This window comes from Paraburkholderia lacunae (assembly GCF_003353175.1).
GTDB lineage: Bacteria > Pseudomonadota > Gammaproteobacteria > Burkholderiales > Burkholderiaceae > Paraburkholderia > Paraburkholderia lacunae.
This window is the reverse complement of record NZ_QHKS01000029.1, coordinates 56759-83098: the sequence shown is the minus strand read 5'-3', so window position 1 is coordinate 83098 and position 26340 is coordinate 56759. Positions and strand designations below refer to the sequence as shown.

Genomic DNA, 26340 nt, shown 5'->3' with positions numbered 1-26340 from the left:
GCCGATGATAGTGCGGATTCCCGTGTGAAAGTAGGTAATCGTCAGGCTCCCCAGCAGCAACAGAAACCCCACCCCCAAACGGTGGGGTTTCTGCGTTTACGGCGTCTAAATTCAAATTCATGCTAAAAACCATCGCGGTTGAAAACACGCCCGATTTTTCCTTCCTCGCAGTGCTTTCCCCGTCGAAGCACATCCGCTGAAAAACCAGCGCACGTGCTTCGACCTTTCGTTCTAAATCAATGTCCTCGCTGGCGATCGTTGTCGGCGATCACGCCCGCTGGAACGCGTAGTACATCATCGGTTGCGAGCGCCTGGTCGACTTCCGCAAGCAGTGCTTCGTCGCGGGCAATCACTTTTGGCAGATGCGCACGCAGAAATTCGACCCATGTCCTTGTCTTCGCATCGATGAACTTACGCGACGGGTACAGCGCGTAAATATTCATCTTCTGCAGCGTATGCTGCGGCAACACACGCACCAGCGTTCCGTCGCGCAAGCCTGCAATCGCTGCATAAAGCGGCACCATGCCGATGCCCATTCCTTCACGAATCGCCACAAGCAGCGATTCCGCGATATTGACCTGAACCGGTCCACTTACCTCCATCATTTCACTGCCGTTAGGTCCATCGAGTACCCACTCATTCGGCGGAAAGGCCGGCGTATGCAAGATCAGACATTCATGATGTGCAAGATCGCGAGGTTCTTTCGGTGCGCCCCGGGCGCGCACATAGGCCGGCGACGCGCACAAGATGCTGAATGTCGAGCCCAGTAGCAGCGACACGAGATCCGAATTGGGCAACGACGACGCGCCGACCACCGCCACGTCACTGCTGCCTTCGAACAGATCGGGCATCCGCTGCGATAGTGTGAGTTCGACGGTCACCTCCGGATAAAGCGCACGATAGCGCGAGATGGCCGGCAGCACGTAATGCTGGCCGATGCTGGCAAAGCTATGCATGCGCAAAGCGCCGCTAGGCCGTTCGTGCGCGCAACTTGCTTCTTCTTCCGCTGTATCGACGTCTGCAAGGATTTGCAGACTGCGCTTCAGATAACGTTCGCCCGCTGTGGTGAGCGCAAGCCGTCGCGTCGAACGGTTCAGCAGACGCGTGCGTAAATGAGCTTCAAGTTCTGAGACCGCGCGCGACATCGCACCGGTGGTTGAATTGAGCGACTGCGCGGCGGCGGTAAAACTACCGGCTTCGACCACGCGCACGAACACTCGCATATTTTGTAACGTATCCATCGATCCTTCTATTTCACGGCAGAAGCCGTATTGTCCGTCTGTCTCGAAAGCTCATTGTTGTTCATTCTGGAAGGGACGTTCCGCCCCCGTCCTCTTAATGCCCGCAGTCCATGCTTCTACAATCGGCGCCTTGCCTGCCGGTGTGCGCGGTTTCTTCGCCGGTGCTTCTTTCAGCGACAAACTGGGGCGCGTTGCTTTTTGATGAAACGCCAACATGCGATCAAACCGACGGTGGATTCCCGCCGACAGTGGGGCGCTATGTTGCAAGCGCTCGGTGTCGCCACTCGCGATTGGGCGAGCAGCGACGGCCTGATCTGGCTGCATCTGCTGAAAACCGTCACCGCGGGCCTGCTGGCGCTGGGTATTGCGATGCTGCTGGATCTGCAACAGCCGCGCATCGCGATGACCACGGTGTTCGTGCTGATGCAGCCGTTCAGCGGCATGGTGCTCGCCAAGAGCTTCTATCGGATTCTCGGAACCGCGGTGGGCACGGTCGCGGCACTCGTGCTCGGCGCGCTGTTCGTCCAGCAGCCCGAGCTGTACATGCTCGGCATGATTTGCTGGGTGAGCGCCTGTATCGCCGCAGCGGTCCGGTATCGGCATTTCAGATGGTACGGCTTTGTGTTGGCGGGTTACACCGCCGCCTTGATCGGCATTCCGAATGTCACCGAGCCTCACGGCCTGTTTCTGGCCGCGTTTACGCGTGCGGCGGAAGTGGCGGTCGGCATCGTGTGTTCGAGTGCGGTGAGCGCACTGATCGCGCCGCAGCGTTCGAGCATTGCGCTGCGGCGCGCGCTACAAATTCGATATATGAATTTTACTGTGTTCGCCGCCGACGTGCTGGGCCGTGGGCTCGAGCGCGGGCAGTTCGAGCGGCGCTTTGCCGATCTGGTCGATGAAATTGTCGGTTTCGAAGCGACGCGCATTTTTGCCGCTTTCGAAGATCCTGCGATGCGCTCGCGCAGCCAGCATCTCGGCCGTCTGAACGGCGAATTCATGGGCGCATGCGCGCGGTTGCATGCGCTGCATCAATTGCTCAAGCGTTTGCGCGCAAGCGGGTCGCGACGGATCGTCGAAGCCATCACACCGTACTTTCGCGAACTGTCGGCGTTGATCGCGCCACAGCCTGACGCAGTTGATGATGCATCGCGCGTGGCAGCCCGTCTGCGAGTCTTTCAGACGACGCTGCCACGTCGCGTGCGCGAAACAAGGCGGCCTCTGGAAGCCGCGCCCGCTGAATCTCTGGCGGACTTCGATACGGCGGCGGAGCTGCTGTACCGGTTTGTCGACGAATGGATCGGTTATTCGGAGACCTACGCATCGCTGGCGCAGCGCAAACCCGCTGGGCGGCAACGCTTCGCGAGCCGCTATGTCAGCAAGACGAACGGATTTGTCGTCGCGTTTACCTTTGTCAGGGCGGCGGTGGCGATGGCGGTCGTCGGCTGTTTCTGGATCGCCACAGACTGGCCCAGCGGCGGTCTTGCGGTCATTGGTGCAGCGCTAGCGTGCGCGCTGACGTCCACAGCACCGAACGCTTCGAAGATGACCGTGCAGATGGCGGTCGGCGCCACCCTTGCGACCATGACTGGCTATCTGTTCACTTGCTACGTTTATCCGAACATCGACGGCTTTCCGCTGCTTTGCACGACGCTCGCACCCGTGCTCGCGCTTGGCGCGTTCATCGCGACACGCAAGCTTGCGTCAGGCTACGGCATCGGCTTTGCAGTGTTCTTCTGCCTGCTCGCCGGACCGGACAACGTCGTCACGTATGCCCCCGATTTGCTGATCAACAATGGTATAGCGGTCACCGCATCCCTATTGCTGGCCGCGATTGTCTTTGTGGTGGTCTTTCCGGCCGGTATGCCGTGGCTGACCGAGAGGATCAAGGGCGACTTGCGTGCCCAGGTCGTGTTCGCGTGCGAGGGCGAACTGCAAGGGCTCAATCAACGCTTTCAGTCGAGCACGCACGATCTGACTTCACAACTACGTATGCTGCTGACTCGGCACTCACGTCGTCGACGCGACGCTTTGCGCTGGATGCTGGTCACACTCGAAGTGGGCCATGCCGTGATCGATCTGCGCAACGAAGTAGCCCGCGCGCCCTACGCGCGGGCGCTCCATCCGCGGTGGAGCCGCAGCCTCGAGCGGACCGCTGCCGATCTCGCGCAGCTCTTCATACAACCGGACTCCCATGGTCTCGAACGCGCGCTCGTATCCGTGCGCTCGGCCACGTGGACGGCGCAGGACGTCCTCGAAACAGTTCATACCGATCGCGATAAGCGTCACGACCTGCAACGCATCCTCAGTTGTCTGCATTTCATTCGCACAGCCTTGCTCGACAAGGACGCGCCGTTCAATGCGCGTTGAACGATGCGTTCGGTCACTTGCCGATCAGATCCTTCAGATCCTTCAGATCCTTCAGATCCTTCTGCCAGATAGAAAGATCACTTCCGGGCAAGCCCGTTTATCCGGGCAGATGGCAGTCATATAGTTTCACCACTGCCACGCAGTCCACCAAGGGGACTTCCTACGCGGCGTAACAGTAAGTACCGGAGAACGAAATGAAAGTGTTGAAGATGGTCCTGATTGCCTGCTCTTTGTCCGCTGCAGCTGCTCACGCGCAAACTGCCCCTGCCGCGCCGGAACAACAAGTTGCGCAAGCGAATGCGCCGCGCACCAGCAGCGTCGCTGTGCAAGGCCATGCCGTTGCACCGAGGACCAAAGTTGAGGAATGTGTCGGTCCTGTGAGCTTCTGCAACATCTATTTCGGCAGCTAAGCAGCGCCGCGCGTAACACGATCAACATCTGCAAGACATGTCGCGAGCGTTTAATGCGCGACGAAACACCTGGCCGCGACGCCGTTCATCTTGATGCCGCGGCAGGGTGCGGCAATCTGGCTTCTGAGCGAAGCACACCGTAGACGTGCGCACCGGTAGACCGGGATGGTGATTATGGAGAGACTCAGTATCATGTACGAAGACCGGATTCGTTGTACCGCGTTGCGCGGGAAGATCACTTCAGCCGCCGAGGCAGCGCTGCTGATTCAGGACGGCATGCGTGTCGGCGCCAGCGGATTTACGCGCGCGGGCGACGCCAAAGCTGTCCCTGTCGCGCTCGCCGAGCGGGCACGCCACGAAAGCAAACCGCTGCGCATTACGTTGATGACCGGCGCATCGCTTGGGCATGAAGTCGACCGCATGCTGACGGAGGCGCACGTATTGGCGCGTCGCTTGCCGTTTCAGGTGGACAAGACTTTACGCGACGCGATCAATCGCGGCGAAGTGATGTTCGTCGATCAGCACCTGTCCGAAACTGTCGAGATGTTGCGCGCGAATCAACTCGGTACGCTCGACGTGGCCATTATCGAAGCCGCCGCGATCACAGAGACCGGCTGCATTGTGCCGACCACCTCGGTCGGCAATTCGGCCAGCTTCGCGATCCTCGCGGAGAAGGTCATCGTCGAAATCAATCTCGCCCAGCCGCTCGCACTCGAAGGGCTGCACGACATCTGGATTCCCGGCCGCCGCCCCAACCGCGAACCGCTGCCGATCGTCCGTCCGCAAGACCGCGTCGGCACGCCGGCAATCGAGATTCCGCTCGAGAAAATCGCCGCGATTGTCGTTACCGATATGGCGGACAGTCCGTCCACGGTGTTGCCTGCGGATGAGGAGACCAAGCTGATCGCCGGTCATCTGATCGAATTTTTCCAGCATGAGGTGTCGCACGGGCGCATGCCCAGCAGTTTGCCGCCGTTGCAGGCGGGCATAGGTACGATTGCCAATGCGGTGCTCGCCGCTTTCGTCGATTCGCCGTTCGCTGCGTTCAAAATTTACTCAGAAGTGCTGCAGGACTCGACCTTCGACCTGATGGACGCCGGCAAGGTGACGTTCGCCTCCGGTGCGTCGATTACGTTGTCGGCCGCGCGCCAGGCGCAGGTGTTCGGCGAGCTCGAGCGTTATCGCGACCGTCTCGTGTTGCGTCCACAAGAGGTCAGCAACCATCCCGAAGTCATTCGCCGGCTCGGGTTGATCGCCTTGAATACCGCGTTGGAGTTCGACATCTACGGCAACGTGAATTCAACGCATGTAGGCGGCACGCACATGATGAACGGTATCGGCGGGTCGGGCGATTTCGCGCGCAATGCGTCGTGCGCGATCTTTGCGACCAAGTCGATGGCCAAGGGCGGCCGCATCTCGAGCGTCGTGCCGATGGTGCCGCATTGCGATCACAACGAACACGACGTGGATGTGGTGGTAACGGAGCAGGGGCTTGCCGATCTGCGCGGACTTGCCCCGCGCGAACGCGCCACGCTGATCATCGAGAACTGCGTGCATCCGTTGTATCGCGATCTGCTTCGCGACTACTATCGCGACGCCTTGCAATGGGGTGGGCAAACGCCGCATCGGTTGGACCAGGCTTTCGCATGGCATACGCGGCTGCGTGACACCGGCTCGATGTTGCCGGCAGTGGAAGCGCTTCGTTAAGTAAGGCCGGCGTCAGGTGGTATTGGCTCCTGACGCCGCATGACATCCATTGCTGCGCTCAGCTACCGCGTCGGATGAGCCGGATAAGGAACAATAGAATGACCGCGCCGATCACGGCCGTAATGATCGAGCCGATCCAGCCGCCGCCGAGCGAAATATGCAGCACCCCCGAAAGCCAGCCGCCAATGAACGCGCCGACAATCCCGACAATGATATCGACGATCAGGCCGAAGCCGCCACCCTTGACGAGCACGCCCGCCAGCCAGCCGGCGATCGCGCCAATGATGAGCCATGCAATGATGCCGTGTTCCATATTCGAGACTCCATGGTTGAGTGTGAAAAATTCACGGTGACAGAGCTTAGTCGAAGGTTATGGGACAGTCCACATTCAGGACGCGGAATTAACATTGTCTAAATCTATTGCAAGCTAAGTGTAGACGATACGAAGAGATAAAGGCGAGTTATGCGTGGTCGGTCACTCCGGGGTCGGCTCCGCTTCCCGGGCGATCCAACTGACGCTGGATACGCTCTTTTCCATGCTGATGCGGCTCGCCATCTGTTCCAGTTTCGATTGATCTTTCGGATGGAGCTTCAACGTCGCCGTGACGCGAATGCGTCCCGACTCGTCTTCGACGTCTTCGCTCGTCAAGCTCTGGAACGACAGCGGTGCTGAATACATCGAATTGGACAGGGCCGTACGAATATGAATCTCGTCAGCCTCCCGGCATACCACTGTCAGTACGTACTCGCGCACAAGGTCCGCGTTTGAAACCGGCGTCGCGTTGATAGTACGGCTGACTTCGCGCAGCACAGTGTTGGTCAGCAGCACGATCGCGGTGCCGGCGAGCGCCGGGCCGTAATGTCCTGCACCGCACAATACGCCGACCGCTGCCGAGCACCACAAGGTCGCGGCTGTGTTGATCCCCTGAATGGAACCTTTGTCGCGCATGATCACGCCGCCGCCGAGAAAGCCGACGCCGGAAACCACGTACGCGGCAATCTGCGTGATGCCGGCGGTGCCGTTGCCGGTCAGCACGCCGAGTGTAACGAACAGGCATGCGCCGCTGGCGACCAGCGTGATGGTGCGCAGGCCGGCATTGCGTTGCCGCATCTGCCGTTCAAGGCCGATGGCGACGCCGCAGGCGAAAGCGGCGAGGAGCCGTGAGACGAATTCAAGTGTCATCGATAAGAAAGGTTGGTGCTCGTTCGCACATTGTGAACGCTACGCGTGACAGCAGCACGTATCCGGACGTGGACGCGCGGTAGCGGTCAGGCGTGACGAGGCGTGCGAGCCAACGCTCGCAGCGCGAAATGCAATGGAGCATCTGCACGGTATCCAGCCATGCGGCGCTTCATGGGCAGTACGAGCGGAAAACGACGGGGGATAAACGACGTGCACCGTCTGGCCTCAAGGCAAGACGGCGACAGGCAAATTGCTGACGCGGAAATCTTGCCGATCAGGAGATCGGGCAAATCGAAGCTCGACTGGTACTACTGCTACTGTCCAAGATCGTGATTCCGGTTAAATGAACTGGGCGAATTTTAGGCAGCTCTGAAAAACTAAGTCAAGCGTGGATGAAGGCTTGCGGTGACGTTAACTTTACGAAACCTTGGGGATTTTTCTATAGCGAACTCGGATCTTTCACCGCATAAATACGGACTCCGAATATTGACGATAACCGTCCCGGAAAACACACTGTTTTGATGCTTCGGAACATGCCGTGCTGCGCCGAGCTGTTTTGGCGTTCAATCCGCGTTTCACTTCTCACGGCTTCGCAGAATGCTCTGTGCGACGTCATCTCTTTTCCGTTGTTCACCCAATTGAGGAATCTATGAAAGTTAAGGCTCATGGCATCGTTGCCGGTGCGTTGATCGCAGCTGCACCGCTCATGTCGTTCGCGACCGGCTTACCGGCGCCATTTGAAGGCAGCAGCACGCTGCAGGCGGACGGCGTCGTGAAATCGGTGGATCTCGCGAAGCATTCGGTCACCGTGCTTGACGCGCAGGGCGCCGAAGCCTCGTTCAATATCACGGAAACCAGTAACCTTGCGCAGATCAAGCAGGGCGGAAAAGTCCATATCCGGATGATGCGCAACGCCGTAGTTAGCGTGACGCATAGTGCGGACGGGCACAGCGCTGCCGTTCAACCCGCTCATGCGAACACGGCACAGAACGTGACCGCCGAGGTTCAGGCTATCGATCACGCCACCGGCATCATGGCTTTGAAAGGTCCGAATGGCGACGTTTTCCACATCCAGGGGCGTGAGCCGGCAAAGATCGCCAATGTGACGCCGGGCACGCAGGTATCGGTGGCGTACGCACCGCAGGTGAGCGTGGCGGTCGCGCCCGCTCAGTAAGCGGTAAGTCGGGCCGCAGTCAATCGAACTCAAGCGTCAATCTCAAGCGTCAATCTCAAGCGTCAATCTCAAGCGTCAATCTCAAGCGTCAATCTCAAGCGTCAATCTCAAGCGTCAATCTCAAGCGGCGCGCTTGCTCCGAGGCGCGGATGTCCTGTCAGGACATCCGCGCTGTCGTTTCAACGCAATGCTCGATGACGCGGCGCCTCAGTCAGGCTCGCCAGGCACGAGACGCAGTCGCGTGATTTCCGAGGGCGCGCCCAAGCGCTTCGGCGGCCCCCAATAGCCGGTGCCACGGCTCGTGTAGACCCAAAGTCCGTTCAGGCGCGCGAGGCCGGCCGTGAACGGCTGCTGAAAACGGACAAAGAAATTCCACGGGAAGAACTGGCCGCCATGCGTGTGGCCGGACAACTGCAGGGTGAAGCCTGCTGCTGCAGCCGCTTCGGCGGAGCGCGGCTGGTGGGCGAGCAGCACTTTGATCAGCACGTCGCCCGGTGCGCCGGCGAGTGCCGCGACCGGGTCGCTGCGATGCAGCGGGTCATGATGACCTGCCGAGTAATCGGTTACTCCGGCAATCACGGCGCGTGCGCCGTCGTGATCGACGATCACGTGCTCGTTGAGCAGAACGTTCAAACCCAGGCGCCGGAACTCGTCGATCCATGCGTCAGCGCCGGCGTAATACTCATGATTGCCGGTCACCAGAAAGGCGCCGTGGCGTGCGCTGAGTCGAGCCAGCGGCTGCGTGTGCCTGGTCAACTGCGGCACGCTGCCGTCCACGATATCGCCGGTTACGGCAATCAGGTCCGGCTTGAGGCGATTCACTGCGTCGACGATCGCATCCACGTAACGCCGTTTGATGGTCGGGCCGACGTGGATATCGCTGATCTGGACGATCGTGAAGCCCTCGAGCGCTGCCGGCAAATCGTCGATCGGCACGTCGATCGTCACGACCCGGGCGCGGCGCCGCGCGTTGAACAAGCCAACCAGCGTCGAGATGAGCGCGAGCACCGGCACGGCTGCCGCCGAGCCGGTGCGCCAGTGCGCCAGAGCTATCGTGTTCGGCCAGATTGCATCGACGGTCAGCAGCGACGCCAGACCAAGATCTCGCACGAAAGTCAGCACGAGCAGCGATGAGAAGAAGCCCATCGTCAGCAGGCCGATCCACGCGAGCCGGTCGCTGAGCGGTTGTTGCTTGACCGTGCGCGCCAGCACACCAAGCGGAATCAGAAAAATCGACAGCACCAGCCACAACGCACACAGCCATCGACCGGCGGCATTGATCGGCAGATCGGGAATCAGGCGGAAACCGACGTAAATGTGCAGAAGAATGCCAATCAGGATGACGCGAACAAGAAACGATAAGCGGCGCATAGAGAGGATAGAGGCGGGAAGAGGCCGGACACGAACTGACGAGCGGCGGCTCGTCAGTTCGGCGGTTCGAACCAGAAACTGGCTGGCAGCCGGTTCATTCTACTGGCATGTGCTATCCCTTGCCGGACACGTCAAATTTGCTCTCACGGGTGCGAGCAAGGCGACAGTCGTTGCCGTAAACGGCTACCGCAATACAGCATCCGCCGTTCGCTTCAGGCCGGCTGTTCGACCTAATTAAACGGGCTTTGAATCGTCTTCGCGCGTGGACTATTCTGGAAGAGAACCCGCTTGTTTCAAGCGGCGCCGCGGCCCAGTGGCGGTTCGGTTTATCGCCGGCAGAGGGCGAGGCAGGAGACGCATAATGAAACTGCTCAGATCGGGTAATCAGGCACGCCACGCACATCACGCGCATCACGTTGGGCATGAGGGAAGCCACGTGATGCTGCCGCTGGTCGCCGTATCGTTAATGGCAATCGGCTTGTACTACGGCGTGCGCGACATCGACATTTCCGAGCTGGGACGAAGTGCGTTGTTCGACGTGGTGATGGTATGCGTCGCGCTCGGCATTGCCGGCTTGTTCGGCGTCGTCGGTGCCTGGTTGCGTTCCAATGGCGACGACGCCGAAGAAGGTTTCTGTTTTATCGGGGCGGTGATCGGCGTCGTGGTGTTCTACGTGGCGCTGTTCACCTGAACGCACCCGGCATGTTCAGACGATCCGCGCCGCTTCGTCGAAGGTGAAGCGCGGGCTGCGGGGAAACAGTTTCGACGCGTCGCCGTAGCCCAGATTGATCAGGAAATTCGACTTCACCGTCGTGCCGGCGAAGAAGGCTTCGTCGACCTTGGCAGCGTCGAAGCCCGACATCGCGCCCGTGTCCAGACCGAGCGCGCGAGCCGCGAGAATCGGATAACCGCCTTGCAGCGTCGAATTGCGGAATGCGGTGTCGGCGATCGCCTTGTCGTTGCCGACGAACCAGCTGCGCGCGTCGGCGTGCGGAACAGTTTCGGCAGGTGTTCGTAGAACGCCATATCCATCGCGACGATCACGGTGACCGGCGCCGCCATCGTCTTTTCGAGGTTGCCGGGCGACAACGCCGGGCGCAGCTTCTCCTTTCCTTCCGGCGTTTTGACGAAGACGAAGCGGCCGGGGCTCGAATTGGCCGAGGTAGGGCCGAGCAGCACGAGTTCGGTGAGTTGCTTGAGCAAGGCGTCGTCGACCGGTTTGGGCTGCCAGCCGTTACGCGTACGTGCCTCGCGAAACAGTTGATCGAGAGCCTGGTCAGAAAGAATCATGATGGTGGTCCGCTAACATGAAGCAAATCGAATGACAGCGCAAGCCGCGTGGCTGAGCGGCGCCGTCGCCGCTGCCACAATAGTCAGGGTTCTCACATGAGCACGCTGCGCTGCGCGTGCGCAATCGTATTCAGGCAATCTCATGGCGGATCTTTTCAATGACCTTCCGGCGCCCGACGTCGACTGGTATCCGGACTGGCTGGCGCCCGAAGCCGCGGCGCACGCGTTGGCACAACTCATCGGCGAAGTCGCGTGGCGCCAGGACATGATGGGCACGCCCGCGGGGCGCGTGCCGCTGCCGCGGCTGACCGCCTGGCAAGGCGAGCCGGACGCGGTCTATGTCTACTCGGGCATTCGCAACGTGCCCCAGCCGTGGACCCGAACCGTCGCCGAACTGAAAGCTGCCGCCGAGGCCGCCTGCAACGCCCACTTCAACAGCGTGCTGATCAATCGCTATCGCAGCGGTGCCGACAGCATGGGATGGCACGCGGACCGCGAGCCTGAGCTAGGCATGCGCCCGATCATCGCCTCGATCAGTCTGGGCGTGGCGCGTACTTTCGATTTGCGGCACAACAGTACCGGCACGGTGCAGTCGTTCTCGCTGAAGGGCGGCAGCCTGCTGGTGATGAGGGGCAACACGCAGGCCGAGTGGCGGCACCGTGTGCCGAAAGAGCCCAACGTCGCCGGCGAGCGAATCAATCTGACATTCCGTTGGGTGACGCCGCGTACGACAAGCCGTTAGACGAATCGGCCGCGAAGCCGCGGAGTAGTTAGGCACATAAAAAGCACGTCGAAGGCGCTGCTCGTCAGTCAGCGCGACTCGCGTGACGACAGTGCTTCTCATCCCGGTGCCACGGCTGATATCGTGCGTTATACCGAAATTGGTATCGCCAACGCAAATCATATGATTGGACGGTTAACGCCCCAGACACTACGCTACATCACGATCCACGCTCCGAGACAGGCCGGAAGCGCCGGGCGGTTCGATGGATCGCCACACAACAACGATCAGGAGACAGTCATGGCGAATACACGACGCGCCGCATGTCGTGCGTTGGGCGCACTCGTGATGTGCGCGGGCATCGGAGCACTGACGCTGACAGCACCGGACGCTTACGCGCAGGACAAACAGATCACGCTCGGTTTCGCGCAAGTCGGCGCTGAAAGCGCATGGCGAACAGCGAACACCGAGTCGGTGAAATCAGCGGCCGCGGACGCGAAGATCAAGCTCAAATTCTCGGACGCCCAGCAAAAGCAGGAAAACCAGATCAAGGCGATCCGTTCCTACATCGCGCAGAAGGTGGACGTGATCGCGTTCTCGCCGGTCGTCGAGTCGGGTTGGGAGCCCGTGTTGCGCGAGGCTAAAGCCGCGAAGATTCCGGTGATCCTGACCGACCGCAACATCGACGTGAAAGACACCTCGCTGTACGTCACGATGATCGGCTCGGACTTCATGGAAGAGGGCCGGCGGGGCGGACATTGGCTCGCGGATCATTATAAAAGCGATCAAGGTCCTATTAACATCGCGGAACTTCAGGGAACGGTCGGTTCCGCGCCCGCCAACGACCGGCACTCGGGTTTGATCGAAGTGATCAAAAGCGATCCCAAATTCAAGATAATCGCCTCGCAAAGCGGCGACTTCACGCTTGCCGGTGGCAAGCAGGTGATGGAGGCATTTATAAAAACTTATGGAAATAAAATAAATGTAGTTTATGCGCATAACGACGATATGGCGCTCGGCGCCATCCAGGCGATGGAAGAGGCCGGCATGCACCCCGGCAAGGACATCACCGTCGTCTCGTTCGATGCGACCAAGGGCGGCTTCCAGGCGATGGCCGCGGGCAAGATGAACGTCGACGTGGAGTGCAGCCCGCTGCTGGGGCCGCAGCTGATGTCGGCGGTCAAGGACGTGATGGCAGGCAAACCGCTGCCCAAGCGCATCCTGACGGAAGAGACGGTCTTCCCGATGAGCGTCGCGGCGCAGACTCTGCCGACGCGCAAGTACTGAGCACTCCACAGGACAGAGGCAGGACAAAAGCGCAGTACAGGCAGCTTGCAAGGGTTTCTCCAGTGGTGCCTGACCGCCTCGCTGTCTCGGCAGCGGGCGGTCTCTTTTCCGCGGACCTTGCCAAACCAACGCAGCGCCGATCGAGCGAGGTCTATGACGCATCCCGCTTCCGAACCGACTCCGTCAGCCGGCGGCGCAGTTGAAGGTGCCGCCTCGCGCGAACTCGAGCCCATTCTGGCGACCGCCGGCGTCAGCAAGACGTTTCCGGGCGTCAAAGCGCTGCAGCGAGTCGACTTCCGGCTGTTTCCCGGCGAGATCCACACGCTGATGGGGCAGAACGGCGCCGGCAAATCCACCTTGATCAACGTGCTGACCGGCGTGCTCGCGCCTGATGCCGGCACGATCCGGCTCGGTGGCGAAACCGTGGCGTTTGCGTCGCCGCAGGAGGCCGAAGCGGCGGGTGTGCGCACGCTGTATCAGGAGGTGAATCTGTGCCCGAATCTGTCGGTGGCCGAGAACATCTTCGCGGGCAGGCAGCCGAAGCGCTTCGGCGCGATCGACTGGCCCGGCATCAAACGGCGTGCACAATTGGCGCTCGCCCGTCTGGACGTGACGCTCGACGTCAGCAGATCGCTCGATGCCTATCCCATTGCCGTACAGCAAATGGTGGCCATAGCAAGAGCGCTCTCCGTCGATGCGCGCGTGCTGATTCTCGATGAGCCGACCTCGAGCCTCGACGACAGCGAAGTCGCACAGCTTTTCAAAATACTTCGGCATCTTAAGCAGTCGGGCATCGCGATTCTGTTCGTCACGCATTTTATCGAGCAGACCTATGCCATCTCCGATCGCATTACCGTGATGCGTAATGGCGAGCGCGAGGGCGAATACCTCGCGCGCGATTTGCCCGCCGATCAACTGGTCGCGAAGATGGTCGGCCATGAGCGCATGAGCGCGCGGCTGCGCGAAGCGGCCCACGAAGGACCTGAGGTACACGAAGGGCCGACGGGCAGACAGGCCGTTCAGCCGTTCGCCGAACTGCGCGGGCTCGGGCGGCGCGGCACGCTGCAGCCGATCGATCTCGACGTGCAGCCGGGCCAGATTCTGGGTCTCGCCGGTTTGCTCGGCTCGGGCCGCACGGAGACCGCGCGGCTGCTGTTCGGCGCCGACCGCGCCGACAGCGGCACGATCGTGATCGAAGGCCGCGCCGTGCGGCTGCGTTCGCCGCGCGATGCGGTCCGTCACGGCATCGGTTATTGCGCGGAGGATCGCAAGAAGGAGGGCATCGTCGCCGAGCTGTCGGTTCGCGAGAACATCCTGCTGGCGCTGCAGGCGAGGCGTGGCTGGTTGCGCAAGATCAGCCGCAATCGCGCGCGCGAACTGGCCGACATGTGGATCGAACGGCTCGGCATCAAGGCAACAGATGCCGAACAGCCCATCGGCCTTCTCTCCGGCGGCAACCAGCAAAAAGCGTTACTGGCGCGCTGGCTCGCGACCAATCCCAAGCTGCTGATTCTTGACGAACCGACGCGGGGCATCGACGTCGCCGCCAAGTTCGACATCATGGATCGTTTGCTGGCGCTGTGCGCGAACGGCTTGAGCATTCTGTTCATTTCGTCGGAGATCGGTGAGGTGTTGCGGGTGAGTCATCGCGTGGTGGTCCTGCGCGACCGCCGCAAGATCGCCGAGGTGGCCGGTAAGGCTTCGAACGAAGACAACATTTATCGACTCATCGCGGGGAGCGGCGAATGAAGCTATCGAACTGGTTCGCTCGTGACGGCGCGGAGCGTCCTTTGATCTGGCCGTGCGTGACGCTCGCGCTGTTGTGCGTGTTGAATCTGTGGGTGAATCCGCATTTTCTGTCGCTGCGTATGCTCGACGGCCACCTGTTCGGCGCGCCGATCGACGTATTGAATCGCGCGGCGCCGCTGGTGCTCGTCGCGACCGGCATGACGCTCGTGATCGCGACGCGCGGCATCGACATTTCGGTCGGCGCGGTGGTGGCGATTGCCGGCGCCGCGGCGGCGACGATTCTGGCGACGCAGCCCGTGCCGGGTGCCGGCCTGATCTTGCAGGCGTTGCTGGCGGCGCTGATCGTCGGCGTGCTGAGCGGGATGTGGAACGGGTTGCTGGTGTCGTTCGTCGGCATGCAGCCGATCATCGCCACGCTGATCCTGATGGTGGCGGGCCGTGGCATCGCCCAATTGCTGACCGCCGGGCAGATCATTCCGATCGGCGCGCCGGGCTACCTGTTCGTCGGCGGCGGTTACTGGCTGGGTGTGCCGTGTTCGGTGTGGATCGCAAGCGTGGCCGTGCTGGCTACCGCGGCCCTCGTCGAAGGCACCGCGCTCGGGCTTTTCATTCGCGCGATCGGCGTGAATCCGGTGGCGACGCGCCTCGTCGGCTTGCGCTCGAAAGCGCTCGTGTTCGCGGTGTACGGCTTCTCGGGATTGACCGCTTCGATGGCGGGCATCCTCATCAGCTCGAACGTGCGCAGCGCCGACGGCAACAACGCCGGCCTGCTGCTCGAACTCGACGCGATTCTCGCGGTGACGCTCGGCGGCACATCGCTCCTCGGCGGACGCTTCAGTCTCGCGGGCACCGTACTCGGGGCGCTGATCATTCAGGCGCTCACTTACACGACCTATTCGATCGGCGTGCCGCCCGAGGCGACGCTCGTCGTCAAGGCGGCCGTGGTGCTCGCGGTGAGTGTGATCCAGTCGCCGGCGGCGCGCTCGCTCGCCCTCTCGCTCGTCACGCAGCGCGGGGTGGCGCGATGAGACGATTCCTCGACGCCTGTGCCTATATCGTCGATCCGCGCACGCTGCCGATCGCCGTCACGATCCTGCTGTTCTGCGCGCTGTTCGGTTTCGGCTCGGTGATGTACACCGGCTTCTTCTCCTGGCAAGTGCTGCTCGACTTGCTGGTCGACAACGCGTTCCTGTTGATCGTCGCGATCGGCATGACCTTCGTGATCGTGTCCGGCGGGATCGATCTGTCGGTCGGCTCGGTGGTGGCGCTGACGACCATCGTCGAAGCGGTGCTGGCCGAGCGCGTGCATCTGCCGGTCTGGCTGATCGTGCCGATCGTGTTGCTGATGGGCACGATGTTCGGCGCGATCCAGGGCGTGCTGATTCACTTCTTTCGCTTGCAGGCGTTCATCGTCACGCTGGCCGGCATGTTCTTCGCACGCGGCCTGTGCTTCCTGATCACGACGCAGTCGATCACCATCACCGATCCGGCTTTCCAGAAGATCTCCGCGTTCCGCCTCGACATCGGCATCGGCTCGGTCACGGCCAACGTGCTGATCGCGTTCGCCACGCTGATCGCGGCGATCTATGTCGCGCATTTCACGCGCTTTGGCCGCAACGTGTATGCGATCGGCGGCAATGCGGGCTCGGCGTTGCTGATGGGCCTGCCGGTCGCGCGCACGCGGATCGGCGTGTATGCGCTGAGCGGTTTCTGTTCGGCGCTTGGCGGCGCGGTGTTCACCTTCTACGTGCTGTCCGGTTATGGCTTGCAGGGGCAGGGCATGGAACTCGACGCGATCGCGGCGACGGTGATCGGCGGAACCTTGCTGACGGGCGGCGTCGGCTACGTGGTCGGCTCGTTGTTCGGCGTCGGCATTCTCGGTACGATCCAGGCGCTAATTACCTTCGACGGCACCCTCAGCTCGTGGTGGACGCGCATCGTGATCGGCGCCTTGCTGTGCGCGTTCTGCCTGCTGCAACGGCTGATCGAGCGGCATGCGAAATCGGTGCGTCGGCCAGGAGGAACGGGAGCAGTCGTGACGCCGGGGCGAGAAAGCGGCCGCAGTCGCGGCGACATGGCGGCGTCCGATTCGCATGCAATCGGACGCGCGCCGGAACAGGCGTTGTAGGGCGACTCGCGATGGCTTCTCACGCGTTCAGCTGACGTCCTTTGGTTTCCGGCAACGTCAGCGCGGCGAGGATCACGACGCCGTACGCCGCGGCGGCAAACACGCCGATGGCGTGACCGAGCGTCATCGTCTGCGAGACGTAGCCGATCAGGAACGGAAAAGTCGCGCCGACCGCTCGGCCGAAGTTGTAGCAGAATCCCTGGCCCGAGCCGCGAATCCGTGTCGGAAACAGTTCGGTGAGGAACGCGCCCATGCCGGAGAAAATGCCGGACGCGCAGAAGCCGAGCGGGAAACCGAGCGCGAGCATCGACATGTTATCGAGCGGCAGTTGCGTGTAGATCAAAGCGATCGCGCACGATGCCAGCGCGAACGCGATGAACGCGCGCTTGCGGCCGATCCTGTCGCTGACGTAGGCACCTGTCAGATACCCGCAATACGAGCCGGCGATCACCACGCCCAGATAGCTGCCGGTTCCGATCACACTCAGATGCCGCTCGGTTTTCAGATACGTCGGCAGCCACGTGGTCACCGCGTAGTAGCCGCCTTGCACACCGGTGGCGAGAACGGAAGCGCGCAGCGTGATCCAGACGATTTCGGCGCGGAAAATATCGAGCAACGACGTGCGCGTTTGCGCGGCCGCCTGCGCCTCTTTCTGCTGCCGATGCACCTCGGGTTCCTCCACGAAGCGCCGGATCCAGATCACGAACGGCGCCGGCGCAATACCGATCGCGAACAACGCGCGCCACGCGTAATCGGCGGACACGAGCGAGAACACGGCCATGAACAGCAATGTCGACAGGCCCCAGCCGATTGCCCAGCCGGCCTGCACCAGACCGACCGCCTTGCCGCGAACGCGCGGACGGATCACTTCGCCGATCAATACCGCGCCTGCCGTCCACTCGCCGCCGAAGCCGAGCCCCATCAGCCCGCGCGCCCACAGCAATTGCGAGAAGTTCTGCGCCAGCGCGCAAGCCAGCGTGAAGATCGCGAACCACAGGATCGTGATCTGCAAGGTCTTCACCCGGCCGATGCGATCCGACAGCACGCCGGCCGCCCAGCCGCCGACCGCCGAACTCAGCAACGTGACCGTGCCTATCAGGCCGGCGTCGCCGCGTGTGATGCCCCATGTGGCGATCAGCGTCGGAATCACGAAGCTCAGGAACTGTGTGTCCATCGCGTCGAGCATGTAGCCGATCTTGCAGCTCCAGAACGCGCGCTTCTCGCCGGCGGAGATCTGCCGATACCAGGCGAACGGGTCTTTCCCTTTGCCGGGCGCTTCGTAGCGCTCGGCGTCCGCGGTTAACTGCGCTTCGCTTTTCATGCTTGAACTCCGGTCGTGTTGTGTTCGGCCGCATCTTGCCGCGCGGTGCGTGGTGGGAATCGATACGCTGCGGCTAGAGAATCGCCAGCGCGGTGTTAGGAATATCGGTGACGAGCATGTGTCCCGGCTTGTGCGCGATCGCGAACGGCAGGCGCGCGCTTTCGATCGCGGCTTGCGGGGTGACGCCGCAGGCCCAGAACACCGGCAACTCGTCGCCGCGCACCTCGACCGCATCGCCGAAATCCGGCCGCGTCAGATCGCGAATGCCGATCAGCGACGGATCGCCGATGTGTACCGGCGCGCCGTGCACCGCGGGAAAACGGCTGGTGATCTGGATGGCGCGGATCGCGTCGGCGGCTTTCATCGGCCGCATCGACACCACGCGGTTGCCGCCGAACACACCGGACGGCACGTTGCGCTCACGGGTGCGATACATCGGCACGTTGACGCGCTGTTCGAGATGGCGCAGTGGGATGCCTTCGCGCCGCAGCATCTCCTCGAACGAAAACGAGCAGCCGATCGCGAACACCACCAGATCGTCGCGCCATAGGGCGTCGAGACTGCGCACTTCCTCGACACGCTCGCCATGGCGGTACACGTAAAACGCGGGGACGTCGTTGCGCACGTCCAGATCGGCGCCGAGCGCGGGCACGCGCCATAGGCCCGGTTCGCCGACACCCAGCAGCGGGCAGGCCTTCGGATTGAGCGTGCAGAAGCGCAGGAAATCGTCGGCGTATTGCTTGGGCAGGATCGCCAGATTGACTTGCGCATAGTCGCCGCAGTGACCGGCCGTTGGGCCGGACAGCCGGCGGCTGCGAATCTGCTGACGAAACTCGGATGGCGTGTAGGACATGAACGGCTGGACTCCAGATGAGTTCCGGGTGAGTTCCGGGTAACTGATGCAGGCCAGATTAGTAACAACAAAAATATCCATCCAGCGAGTTTTTATTGTGTTTTGTTAAATTAAACTTAACTAGGTGGAACGTGTTATGCGGCGATGATCGAGTGCCTCGAGTGGCTGTTTGGAGAACTAACGCAATGAATACCCGCTTTGTCGAAACGTTTCTGACGCTTGCTCGTCTGGGCAGTTTTCGCGCGACCGCCGCGGCGATGCATGCGACGCCTGCCGCGATTTCGCTGCGCATCAAGACGCTCGAAGCAGAGTTGGGTGTCGAGCTGATCGAGCGCGAGGCCGCGGCGTTTCAACTGACGGAGAATGGCGAGCGGCTGCTGGCGCATGCCCGCTCCGTGGTGCAGGCGACGCGTTCGCTGCAGCTGGCCGCGCAGGATGAAACCCAGGTGACGAAGCGGCTGCGGCTCGGTGTGGTCGAAACAGTGGTGCACAGTTGGCTGCCGGACTACATACGGATGCTGAATGTCGAATACAACCGCATCGTCGTGGATCTGACGGTCGATTCGAGCGCCGCGCTGGCGCCACGGCTGCGCGCGGGCGAACTGGACCTGGTGATTCAGGTCGAGCAGACGGACGGCGACGACGATCAGTCGATCGTCTCGACCGTGCTGGCCAGTTATCCGGTGCGCTGGATCGCGCGTAGCGACCTGATTCCGGCCAGCCACGCGAAGCAGGTTCAGACCTTGCTCCACAAACCCGTGCTGACGTTCGGCCGCGGCACCGCGCCGCAAATCGCCGTCGAAGCCATTGTGGCGACGCTCGCCAGGCGCGCCGGCGTCCTGCTCGCGGACACGCAGGTGACCTGCATGCCGTCGGTGGCGGTGATCGTGAAGCTGTTGCGCGACGGCTATGGGATCGCGGCAGTGCCGGCGCTGTTCGTCGAGCCTTTCTTGAGCAGCGGCGAGTTGGGACAATTGCAGGTGCGTCCGCTGCCGCCGCCGATTACCGTCGCGATGTATTACCGCGACGACGCCGAGGTGAGCGTGTTGGCTGCGTCACGCGTTGCGCGCAGCGCCTGCGATCAGTATGTGAAGACGATGGGGCGGCAATTGATCGAGCGGCGGTGATCTATATGGCTATTGATCGCCGGACGCGAGACGCCGCCGCACGGTCGCGACCAGTTTGTCGAACGAGAAGGTGCTCGCGGCCAGCGCGGCTGTGTCCGGAAAGTTCTCGCGTGCGATATCGGTCAGCACCTGGCCCGGCGGCGCTTCGAGCAGCACGCGGGCGCCCATTTCCAGCATTACGCTGAGCGCGTCGAACCAGCGCACGGTGTAGCGCATATTGGTCGCGAGATCGTCGCGCACGGCCTCCGCGGTATGCAGCGGCCGGCCGCCGCGATTGCCGACATAGGTGCTTCGCGGCGCGCGAAAGGGCACGTCCTGCGCGTAGGCGACCAGTTCGTCCGCGGCATGCGCGAGCAGTTCGCAATGCGACGGCACACTTACGGCAAGGCGGGTTGCCTTGCGCGCGCCTGCGGCCAGGGCGCGCTCGATAAACGTGTCCAGCGCGCCGCTCGCGCCGGCCATCACGATCTGACGTGGCGCATTGACGTTGCCGATATAGACACGCTGCTGGCCTTCGTCCGCATGTTGCGCGGCGAGTGTTGCGAGTCGATGTTCGGTCAAACCCGACACGGCCGCGAGACCATAGCCGGACGGATACGCCATCTCCATCATTTCGGCACGCTTGCGAACCATCCTCAATGCGTCGTCGAAGCGAACCGCGCCGCAACTGACCGCCGCGGCATAGGCGCCGACCGACAGGCCTGCGCCGATCTCCGGCGTGAGTTGTTCGTCCGCGAGCGCGCGCGCAAAGGCTACACCCGCGACCGTCAAGCCGACCTGCACGGCGACGGTCGAACGAAGCGCGTCCGGCGTGTCGAGCGTCAGCACATCGATGCCGAGCGTCTGAGACGCTTCGTCCAGCGTTTCGCGCACCGCGTGGGTTTGCGGCAGACGGTGCAGGAAACCGTCGGTCTGCGCGCCCTGGCCGGGAAACAGAAGGGCAAGCATCAGGCATCGCCGTGAGCAGGCGCCCACGGATCGGCAATCAGTTGCGGGCCTCGTGCATGCCGGACCATCACGCGTGTCTTGCCCGCGGCCCACTCGGCCAGCGCAACGCCGCCGGCGGGTGTTTCGATTTGCACATCCACGCGAATTCCGGCGCGTTGCGCGTGTGCCTGCAAGCGGTTCCGGATCTCAACGGCGGTGTTGCGCGAGAGTTTTTCCGGCGCACGAATCAGCAGATCCAGATCGCTCGATGCAGTGACAGCGAGTACCTGCGTTGCCAGTTCGAAGCCGGTGCTGCCGGTCGGCCCCCAGATGAAGCCGGCTAACGCGCCGGACATGTCGTGTTGCAACGTGGCGAGCGCGGCAAAAGCAGCCAACGGACTGCGCTCGGGAGCAGGCCGGCATTCCGCCAGGGACTCCGGCGCGATCACGGCCTCGATATCGCTTTCGTGCGCCCACGCACCATAGCGCTGCGATCGCTGCGCACCGCGCAGACCAATCGCCACGAAACCTCCCGTGCCCGGTGCGCGCCTCACGACCGCATACGGCGCACGTTCGAAGGCTTCGCGCACCCACGCGGGTTCGCCGTCGAGCTGCTGCAAATGACGCAGCCGCAGCAGATCATGCGGCCGCCACCGCGTGTCGTCATCCAACACGTGATCCGGCATGCGATCCGATGCGCGCTCCGATGCGCGAACATTTGCGAACGGCGGGGCCGCACACGCTCGCATCACACAGCGTCCCATTGTTCGGCGAGGCGCCGCCGCACCTCGATCGACGCCGCGCGGTTCTGTTTAGCCGCCGCCGATTCCAGCCGATGCGACAGATCGCGGCTACCTGCACGCGCGCTGCGAACCGAATCCGTCAACACCTGGCGCACGCGTTCGATCTGCACTGCGTCCGGTGCATCCGCGTCGATGCCTTCGATCAGTTGATCCAGCAGGCCCAGTTTGGCGAACGAGCTCATCGAGTACGACATCGGCACGATGGTTTCGCCGAGCGCGTCGAGCGCTTCGACTGTGCGCCGCGTGACGCGCGCGGCTGCTTCCTTGCCCATTGCGTGAACCATGGTGCCGGGCGCGTCGAGCGCGACAATCCGGTTGGCCTGATAGCCGTGGGCGAGGAACGCGCCCGACATGGCCGGTCCGACGATCAGCGCGATCACCGGATGCCCGGCGGCGCGTGCCGACGCATAGGCATCCACGGCTGCCGCGCAGGCGAGGTGAATGCCCAGCATCTCCTCGCGATAACCGTAGGCCTGGCTCTTCACGTCGACGATCGCCACGATCGGTCGGCGCGTGCTGCCTGTTTCGTCCTGCGCGATGGCGTCGCGCACTGCACGCGCGAGCAGCCAGCCCTGTTCGAGGCCGACGACGTTATCGGTCGCGCGTGGAAAGCGGTTGCCGGGATCGGGGACGACCGCGATGAAACGCGCGGTCTCGTCGCCGAGGGACGCATCGCCGCTCCATACCGGCGCGTTGCCGGACGGCTCGCCTGCCAGCGCGCGGAACCAGCGCGCGCCGCGGCTGAGGGTGGTGTCGCTCATGTCTGCTCCTTGCACTCGGTGTCCGGGTTGCGCGGGTTGTACACGGCACGCATCGTTTCCGGCGTGACGCTGGCCGGATCGATCTGCGCGAGACGCTCCAGAAACGTGTCGACCTGTTCGCTGCGATGCGCGGCCGGCAGTCCCTGCGCGAATGCCGAACGCACGGCGGCGCGCACTGCGTTTGCATCGTCGTCGACCAATTGGTCCGCGAGCGCCGTGGCTACCCGCTGTTCGCCGCCGATCAACTGCCACACGTGGCGGCGATCGCTCGCATCGAGCTCCTCGATGCCTGCTTCCTGTTCGATCACTTCAGGGCCGTTCATGCCGAGCCGCCCTTGGCGGGTCACGACCAGATACGAGCACAGCGCCGCGGCGAGCGACATGCCGCCGAAGCAGCCGACCATCCCCGCGATCACGCCGACCACCGGCACATGCCGGCGCAACGCGACGATTGCGGCCTGAATCTCGGCGATCACCGCGAGGCCGAGATTGGCTTCCTGAAGCCGCACGCCGCCGGTTTCGAACAGCACGACAGGCCGTACCGGTTTGCCGCGCTCGCAATCGCGCAAGGCCATCTCGAGCGCGGCGGCAATCTTGCTGCCCGACACTTCGCCGATGCTGCCGCCCTGGAATGCGGACTCGATCGCGGCCACCACGGCCGGTTCGCCGTCGATGGTGCCGCGCGCGATCACGCAGCCGTCGTCCGCCTGGCAAACGACGCCTTGCAGCGGCAGCCACGGCGACTCGATCCTGTCGAACGGACCGAGCAACTCGCGGAAGCTGCCCGCATCCAGCAGCGTGCGGGCGCGTTCGCGCGCCGGCTGTTCGATGAAGCTGTCGCGCAGCATCGGCGCGACGCCCGTGGCAGACGCTGTAGCAACTGTGCTCATGCGTCGTCTCCCTGTTCGGCGGCTTCGACCGCTTCCGCGAGCCGCAATGCCACGACGCCGGGTGTGGCGCCGAAGTCGTTGATTTCGATGTGCACGGCACCGTCGTAGCGCGTGAAGAAACGGTCGAGCACGCTCTTCCAGATATGGCTGTAGCCGTCGACGCTGGTGCGCACGACCACATGCGCGGTCAGCGCAGCGGCGCTCCCGGCCGGCGACAGCAGCACTTCGAGGTCGCCCGAGCCGACTACGCCGACATGCGCGCGGGTCGTGACGGCGCGTTGCGCCGGATAGTCGAAGGTCAGATGTTCCATGAGACTGGGCTCCCGCCGGCGTCGCGAGGCGCCAGCATGTCGAGAAAGAGGGTGGCGGCGAGCAGATCGGCTGCGCCGCCGGGCGATGCATTGAGCGAAAGCAGCTCGTCCTCGAGCGCGGCGAAGGCGGCGCGGCCGGTTGCGCTCGAGCTGCCGCCCGCGTCGAGGACGCGGCGCGCGCCGCGTTGTCCGGCATGCAAACCGGGCAGGCCCGCGCGATGCAGCAGGCAGGTATCGTCGAGCGAGGCCATGATCGAAAGCAGGGCGTCGACGCGCGCGGCGTCTTCGCCGATGCCCCGCGCACGTGCCGCCCACAACGCGGGCAGGCCGACGTCGACGACGTGCGGAAAACCGTCTTGCGCCTCGCGGCGCGCGCCGCCGACACGGTAGCGCTGACGCACGCGTGCACCGTGGCTCCCGGTGGGCGCGGCGAAGCGATCGGGGAAACAGGCGATCTGCGCGGCGCGCTTGCAGATGCGCGCCGCCGTTAAAGCTGCCGAGCCGACCGAGCCGACCGAGCCGACCGAACCGCCCGCTCCGCCCGCTCCGCCCGCGCCCGCTCCGCCCACGTCAGCTCCGCCCACGTCAGCTCCGCCCACGTCAGCTCCACACGCGCCCGCCACCAGCAAGCCGACGATCCAGATCGCGCCGCGATGCGCATTGCTGCCGCCGGTGGCGCGCAGCATGTCCTCTTCGCCGGCGCGCCCGATCTGCGCGAGTTCGGCGCGCAGAATCGCGGACGGCTCGCGCCGCCGCGATGCGCGCGCGAGCGCCGCGAAGGTCGGCTCGAGCGAATAGGCGGAACGCAGCATGACGGCCAGATCGAGGTCGCGATGCGCGCCGCTGCCGCGCCGGTCGACGAGCGCGGGTTTCGGCGTGAGCTGGGCCTCTTCGATCAGCGCGGTCACGGCGAGCCGGGCAAGCCCGGCATCGTCGGAAGCGCTCTCGTGTGGCGGCGGGATGCGCGGCTCAACCCGTGCAGGCCAATCAGCACACGTGGCACACCCGGACAATGCCTGCGCACGCTCGAGCACAGCAGCGGGCGCCATCGTCACCAGCTCCTGAAGCGCGCAGGCGGCGCGTAAAGCCCGCCCGACCACGTCACCAGATCGTCGATGCTGCGTGCGGCCAGCAACGAACGCTTCGCTTCGCCGCGACGAATGCCGAGATCTTCCGGATACGCAACGATGCCGCGACGGCGCAACTCGGCCGTCTTCTCCGGCTTCGCACGCAGGCCGATCGGCGTCACGCCGGCCACCGCCGCCAGCGCCGCGCGCCGTTCGTCGAGACCTTCGGCCTTGTGCAAATGCGCGATGCCTTCCTCGGTGACCACGTGGCTCACATCGTCGCCGTAGATCATCACGGGGGCGACCGGCATGCCGCTTTGCGCGCCGACCGCGACCGCGTCGAGTTCATCGACGAAAGTCGGTTCGCCGCCTTTCTTGTACGTTTCGGCCATTTGCACGACCAGCTTCTGGCCGCGCGAAACCGGCCCCTGATCCTTCAACAGCTTGAGCCACGCTTCGCTCGAATGACGCCGGCCGCGTGGGTCGTGACCCATGTTCGGCGCGCCGCCGAAACCCGCCAGACGCCCGCGCGTCACCGTCGATGAATTCGCGTCCGCGTCGATCTGCAGCGTCGAGCCGATAAACAGATCGACGCCGTATTGCCCGGCCAACTGGCACAGCACGCGGTTCGAACGCAGGCTGCCGTCGCTGCCGGTGAAGAACACGTCCGGCCGCGCTTCGATATACGCCTCCATGCCGACTTCGCTGCCGAAGCAATGCACGCTGTCGACCCAGCCCGATTCGATCGCCGGGATCATCGTGGGATGCGGATTGAGGGTCCAGTTGCGGCAGATCTTGCCTTTCAGGCCGAGCGATTCGCCGTAAGTCGGCAGCAGCAATTCGATCGCCGCGGTGTCGAAGCCGATGCCGTGATTCAGCGACGTCACGCAGTACGGTTCATAGATGCCGCGAATCACCATCATCGCGGTGAGCACCTGCAAGTCGCCGATGTGCCGCGGATCGCGTGTGAAAAGCGGTTCGACGGCAAACGGCCGATCCGCCTGCACGACCACGTCGACCCACGAACCCGGAATGTCGACGCGCGGCAGTTCGTCGACGATCTCGTTGACCTGCACGATCACGATGCCGTGCCGGAACGCGGCGGCTTCGGCGATGGTGGGCGTGTCCTCGGTATTCGGCCCGGTGTACAGATTGCCGTGACGGTCGGCTTTGTCCGCGCACAGCAGCGCGACATGCGGCGTCAGGTCGACGAACATCCGGGCGTACAACTCGACGTACGTGTAGATCGCGCCGATTTCCAGCTGCCCGTCTTCGAGCAGTTGCGCGACCCGCAGGCTCTGCGGACCAGCAAAAGAGAAATCGACTTTGCGCGCGATGCCGCGCTCGAACAGCGTCAGATGTTCAGGACGGCTGATGCTCGAAATCAGCAGGTGCACGTCGTGAATCTTCCGGGTATCCACTTTGGCGAGCGAGCGCGACAGGAAGTCGGCCTGCTTCTGGTTGTCGCCTTCGAGCGCGACGCGCTCGCCGGGGCGAATCAGCGTTTCGAGTGCGTCGACGATACGGTGGGTCGGCAGTACGCCGTCTTCCAGCCACGGTGCAATGGCGGCGAGGCGGCGATTCTTCTCGTCGCGGCGGGTGGTCCATGAACGGGTTGGGGGTGACGCTTCGGCGGGTCGGTTCATCGGCGG

24 protein-coding genes and 1 pseudogene are annotated in these 26340 nt (G+C 63.2%); 11 read left to right on the top strand and 14 right to left on the bottom strand.

What is annotated here, in order from left to right; genetic code table 11:
* Positions 1 to 236: 236 nt before the first annotated feature.
* Complete coding sequence (locus DLM46_RS31840; RefSeq protein WP_115107511.1) at positions 237 to 1241, bottom strand: LysR family transcriptional regulator; 1005 nt, start codon at positions 1239 to 1241, stop codon at positions 237 to 239.
* A gap of 201 nt (positions 1242 to 1442) precedes the next feature.
* On the opposite strand from DLM46_RS31840, the gene DLM46_RS31835 reads away from it, so the two are divergent.
* The 3 genes from DLM46_RS31835 to DLM46_RS31825 all read left to right on the top strand — a co-directional run bounded on the left by DLM46_RS31835 (position 1443) and on the right by DLM46_RS31825 (position 5725).
* Entirely contained in the window at positions 1443 to 3608 is a 2166-nt protein-coding gene (locus DLM46_RS31835; protein WP_115107508.1) for an FUSC family protein, read from the top strand.
* 194 nt (positions 3609 to 3802) lie between these two features.
* Entirely contained in the window at positions 3803 to 4018 is a 216-nt protein-coding gene (locus DLM46_RS31830) for a hypothetical protein (protein ID WP_115107506.1), read from the top strand.
* 192 nt (positions 4019 to 4210) lie between these two features.
* Complete coding sequence (locus DLM46_RS31825; protein WP_115107504.1) at positions 4211 to 5725, top strand: acetyl-CoA hydrolase/transferase family protein; 1515 nt, start codon at positions 4211 to 4213, stop codon at positions 5723 to 5725.
* Positions 5726 to 5783: 58 nt separating this feature from the next.
* Here DLM46_RS31825 and DLM46_RS31820 read toward each other — a convergent pair whose 3' ends face one another.
* Positions 5784 to 6038, bottom strand: a complete 255-nt coding sequence (locus DLM46_RS31820) for a GlsB/YeaQ/YmgE family stress response membrane protein (protein WP_115107500.1) — start codon at positions 6036 to 6038, stop codon at positions 5784 to 5786.
* Positions 6039 to 6200: 162 nt separating this feature from the next.
* Complete coding sequence (locus DLM46_RS31815; RefSeq protein WP_115107498.1) at positions 6201 to 6908, bottom strand: MgtC/SapB family protein; 708 nt, start codon at positions 6906 to 6908, stop codon at positions 6201 to 6203.
* Positions 6909 to 7557: 649 nt separating this feature from the next.
* Here DLM46_RS31815 and DLM46_RS31810 point away from each other — a divergent pair.
* A complete protein-coding gene (locus DLM46_RS31810) occupies positions 7558 to 8082 on the top strand; it encodes a hypothetical protein (protein ID WP_115107496.1) in 525 nt (174 codons plus the stop codon).
* 207 nt (positions 8083 to 8289) lie between these two features.
* Here DLM46_RS31810 and DLM46_RS31805 read toward each other — a convergent pair whose 3' ends face one another.
* Entirely contained in the window at positions 8290 to 9453 is a 1164-nt protein-coding gene (locus tag DLM46_RS31805) for a metallophosphoesterase (protein ID WP_115107493.1), read from the bottom strand.
* Positions 9454 to 9814: 361 nt separating this feature from the next.
* Between DLM46_RS31805 and DLM46_RS31800 the strand changes: the two genes are divergently transcribed.
* Positions 9815 to 10144 (top strand): hypothetical protein, encoded by a 330-nt coding sequence (locus DLM46_RS31800; protein WP_115107491.1) that lies wholly within the window; start codon positions 9815 to 9817, stop codon positions 10142 to 10144.
* Positions 10145 to 10159: 15 nt separating this feature from the next.
* Here the strand turns inward: DLM46_RS31800 and DLM46_RS31795 are convergent.
* Positions 10160 to 10743, bottom strand: a pseudogene (locus tag DLM46_RS31795) (malonic semialdehyde reductase).
* Between the two features lie 142 nt (positions 10744 to 10885).
* Here DLM46_RS31795 and DLM46_RS31790 point away from each other — a divergent pair.
* The 5 genes from DLM46_RS31790 (at position 10886) to yjfF (ending at position 16628) form a co-directional block, all read left to right on the top strand.
* The gene (locus tag DLM46_RS31790) at positions 10886 to 11485 is read left to right on the top strand and encodes an alpha-ketoglutarate-dependent dioxygenase AlkB family protein (protein ID WP_115107489.1); all 600 of its coding nucleotides are present in this window, start codon (positions 10886 to 10888) and stop codon (positions 11483 to 11485) included.
* A gap of 327 nt (positions 11486 to 11812) precedes the next feature.
* Positions 11813 to 12751 carry an ABC transporter substrate-binding protein gene (locus tag DLM46_RS31785; RefSeq protein ID WP_244306436.1) on the top strand — a complete coding sequence of 313 codons (939 nt, stop codon included), beginning with the start codon at positions 11813 to 11815 and terminating at the stop codon, positions 12749 to 12751.
* A gap of 153 nt (positions 12752 to 12904) precedes the next feature.
* Entirely contained in the window at positions 12905 to 14500 is a 1596-nt protein-coding gene (locus DLM46_RS31780) for a sugar ABC transporter ATP-binding protein (RefSeq protein WP_115107484.1), read from the top strand.
* The gene (locus DLM46_RS31775) at positions 14497 to 15528 is read left to right on the top strand and encodes an ABC transporter permease (RefSeq protein ID WP_115107481.1); all 1032 of its coding nucleotides are present in this window, start codon (positions 14497 to 14499) and stop codon (positions 15526 to 15528) included. The genes DLM46_RS31780 and DLM46_RS31775 overlap by 4 nt, the downstream gene beginning before the upstream one ends.
* A complete protein-coding gene (gene yjfF, locus DLM46_RS31770) occupies positions 15525 to 16628 on the top strand; it encodes a galactofuranose ABC transporter, permease protein YjfF (RefSeq protein ID WP_115107478.1) in 1104 nt (367 codons plus the stop codon). The genes DLM46_RS31775 and yjfF overlap by 4 nt, the downstream gene beginning before the upstream one ends.
* Positions 16629 to 16647: 19 nt before the next feature.
* Here yjfF and DLM46_RS31765 read toward each other — a convergent pair whose 3' ends face one another.
* Complete coding sequence (locus DLM46_RS31765; RefSeq protein ID WP_115107476.1) at positions 16648 to 17949, bottom strand: MFS transporter; 1302 nt, start codon at positions 17947 to 17949, stop codon at positions 16648 to 16650.
* 73 nt (positions 17950 to 18022) lie between these two features.
* Positions 18023 to 18802, bottom strand: coding sequence for a putative hydro-lyase (locus tag DLM46_RS31760; RefSeq protein ID WP_115107473.1), 780 nt, complete (start codon positions 18800 to 18802; stop codon positions 18023 to 18025).
* Positions 18803 to 18987: 185 nt separating this feature from the next.
* Between DLM46_RS31760 and DLM46_RS31755 the strand changes: the two genes are divergently transcribed.
* Positions 18988 to 19929, top strand: a complete 942-nt coding sequence (locus DLM46_RS31755; protein WP_115107471.1) for a LysR family transcriptional regulator — start codon at positions 18988 to 18990, stop codon at positions 19927 to 19929.
* A gap of 9 nt (positions 19930 to 19938) precedes the next feature.
* On the opposite strand, the gene mdcH is transcribed toward DLM46_RS31755, so the two are convergent.
* The 7 genes from mdcH to mdcA are packed head-to-tail and all read right to left on the bottom strand — an operon-like array spanning position 19939 to position 26334.
* Positions 19939 to 20877: a malonate decarboxylase subunit epsilon gene (mdcH, locus tag DLM46_RS31750; RefSeq protein WP_115107469.1), complete on the bottom strand. Its 939-nt coding sequence runs from the start codon at positions 20875 to 20877 to the stop codon at positions 19939 to 19941.
* Positions 20877 to 21605, bottom strand: coding sequence for a malonate decarboxylase holo-ACP synthase (locus DLM46_RS31745; RefSeq protein ID WP_115107467.1), 729 nt, complete (start codon positions 21603 to 21605; stop codon positions 20877 to 20879). The genes mdcH and DLM46_RS31745 overlap by 1 nt, the downstream gene beginning before the upstream one ends.
* Positions 21605 to 22420, bottom strand: a complete 816-nt coding sequence (gene mdcE, locus DLM46_RS31740) for a biotin-independent malonate decarboxylase subunit gamma (protein WP_115107465.1) — start codon at positions 22418 to 22420, stop codon at positions 21605 to 21607. Before mdcE ends, DLM46_RS31745 begins: the two co-directional genes overlap by 1 nt.
* On the bottom strand, positions 22417 to 23310 hold the full coding sequence (locus DLM46_RS31735) for a biotin-independent malonate decarboxylase subunit beta (RefSeq protein WP_115107462.1): 894 nt from the start codon (positions 23308 to 23310) through the stop codon (positions 22417 to 22419). The genes mdcE and DLM46_RS31735 overlap by 4 nt, the downstream gene beginning before the upstream one ends.
* Positions 23307 to 23621 carry a malonate decarboxylase subunit delta gene (locus DLM46_RS31730; protein ID WP_115107459.1) on the bottom strand — a complete coding sequence of 105 codons (315 nt, stop codon included), beginning with the start codon at positions 23619 to 23621 and terminating at the stop codon, positions 23307 to 23309. The genes DLM46_RS31735 and DLM46_RS31730 overlap by 4 nt, the downstream gene beginning before the upstream one ends.
* Positions 23609 to 24670 carry a triphosphoribosyl-dephospho-CoA synthase gene (locus DLM46_RS31725; RefSeq protein ID WP_115107457.1) on the bottom strand — a complete coding sequence of 354 codons (1062 nt, stop codon included), beginning with the start codon at positions 24668 to 24670 and terminating at the stop codon, positions 23609 to 23611. The genes DLM46_RS31730 and DLM46_RS31725 overlap by 13 nt, the downstream gene beginning before the upstream one ends.
* Before the next feature lie 2 nt (positions 24671 to 24672).
* Positions 24673 to 26334, bottom strand: coding sequence for a malonate decarboxylase subunit alpha (mdcA, locus tag DLM46_RS31720; RefSeq protein WP_115107455.1), 1662 nt, complete (start codon positions 26332 to 26334; stop codon positions 24673 to 24675).
* Between the last annotated feature and the right edge of the window lie 6 nt (positions 26335 to 26340).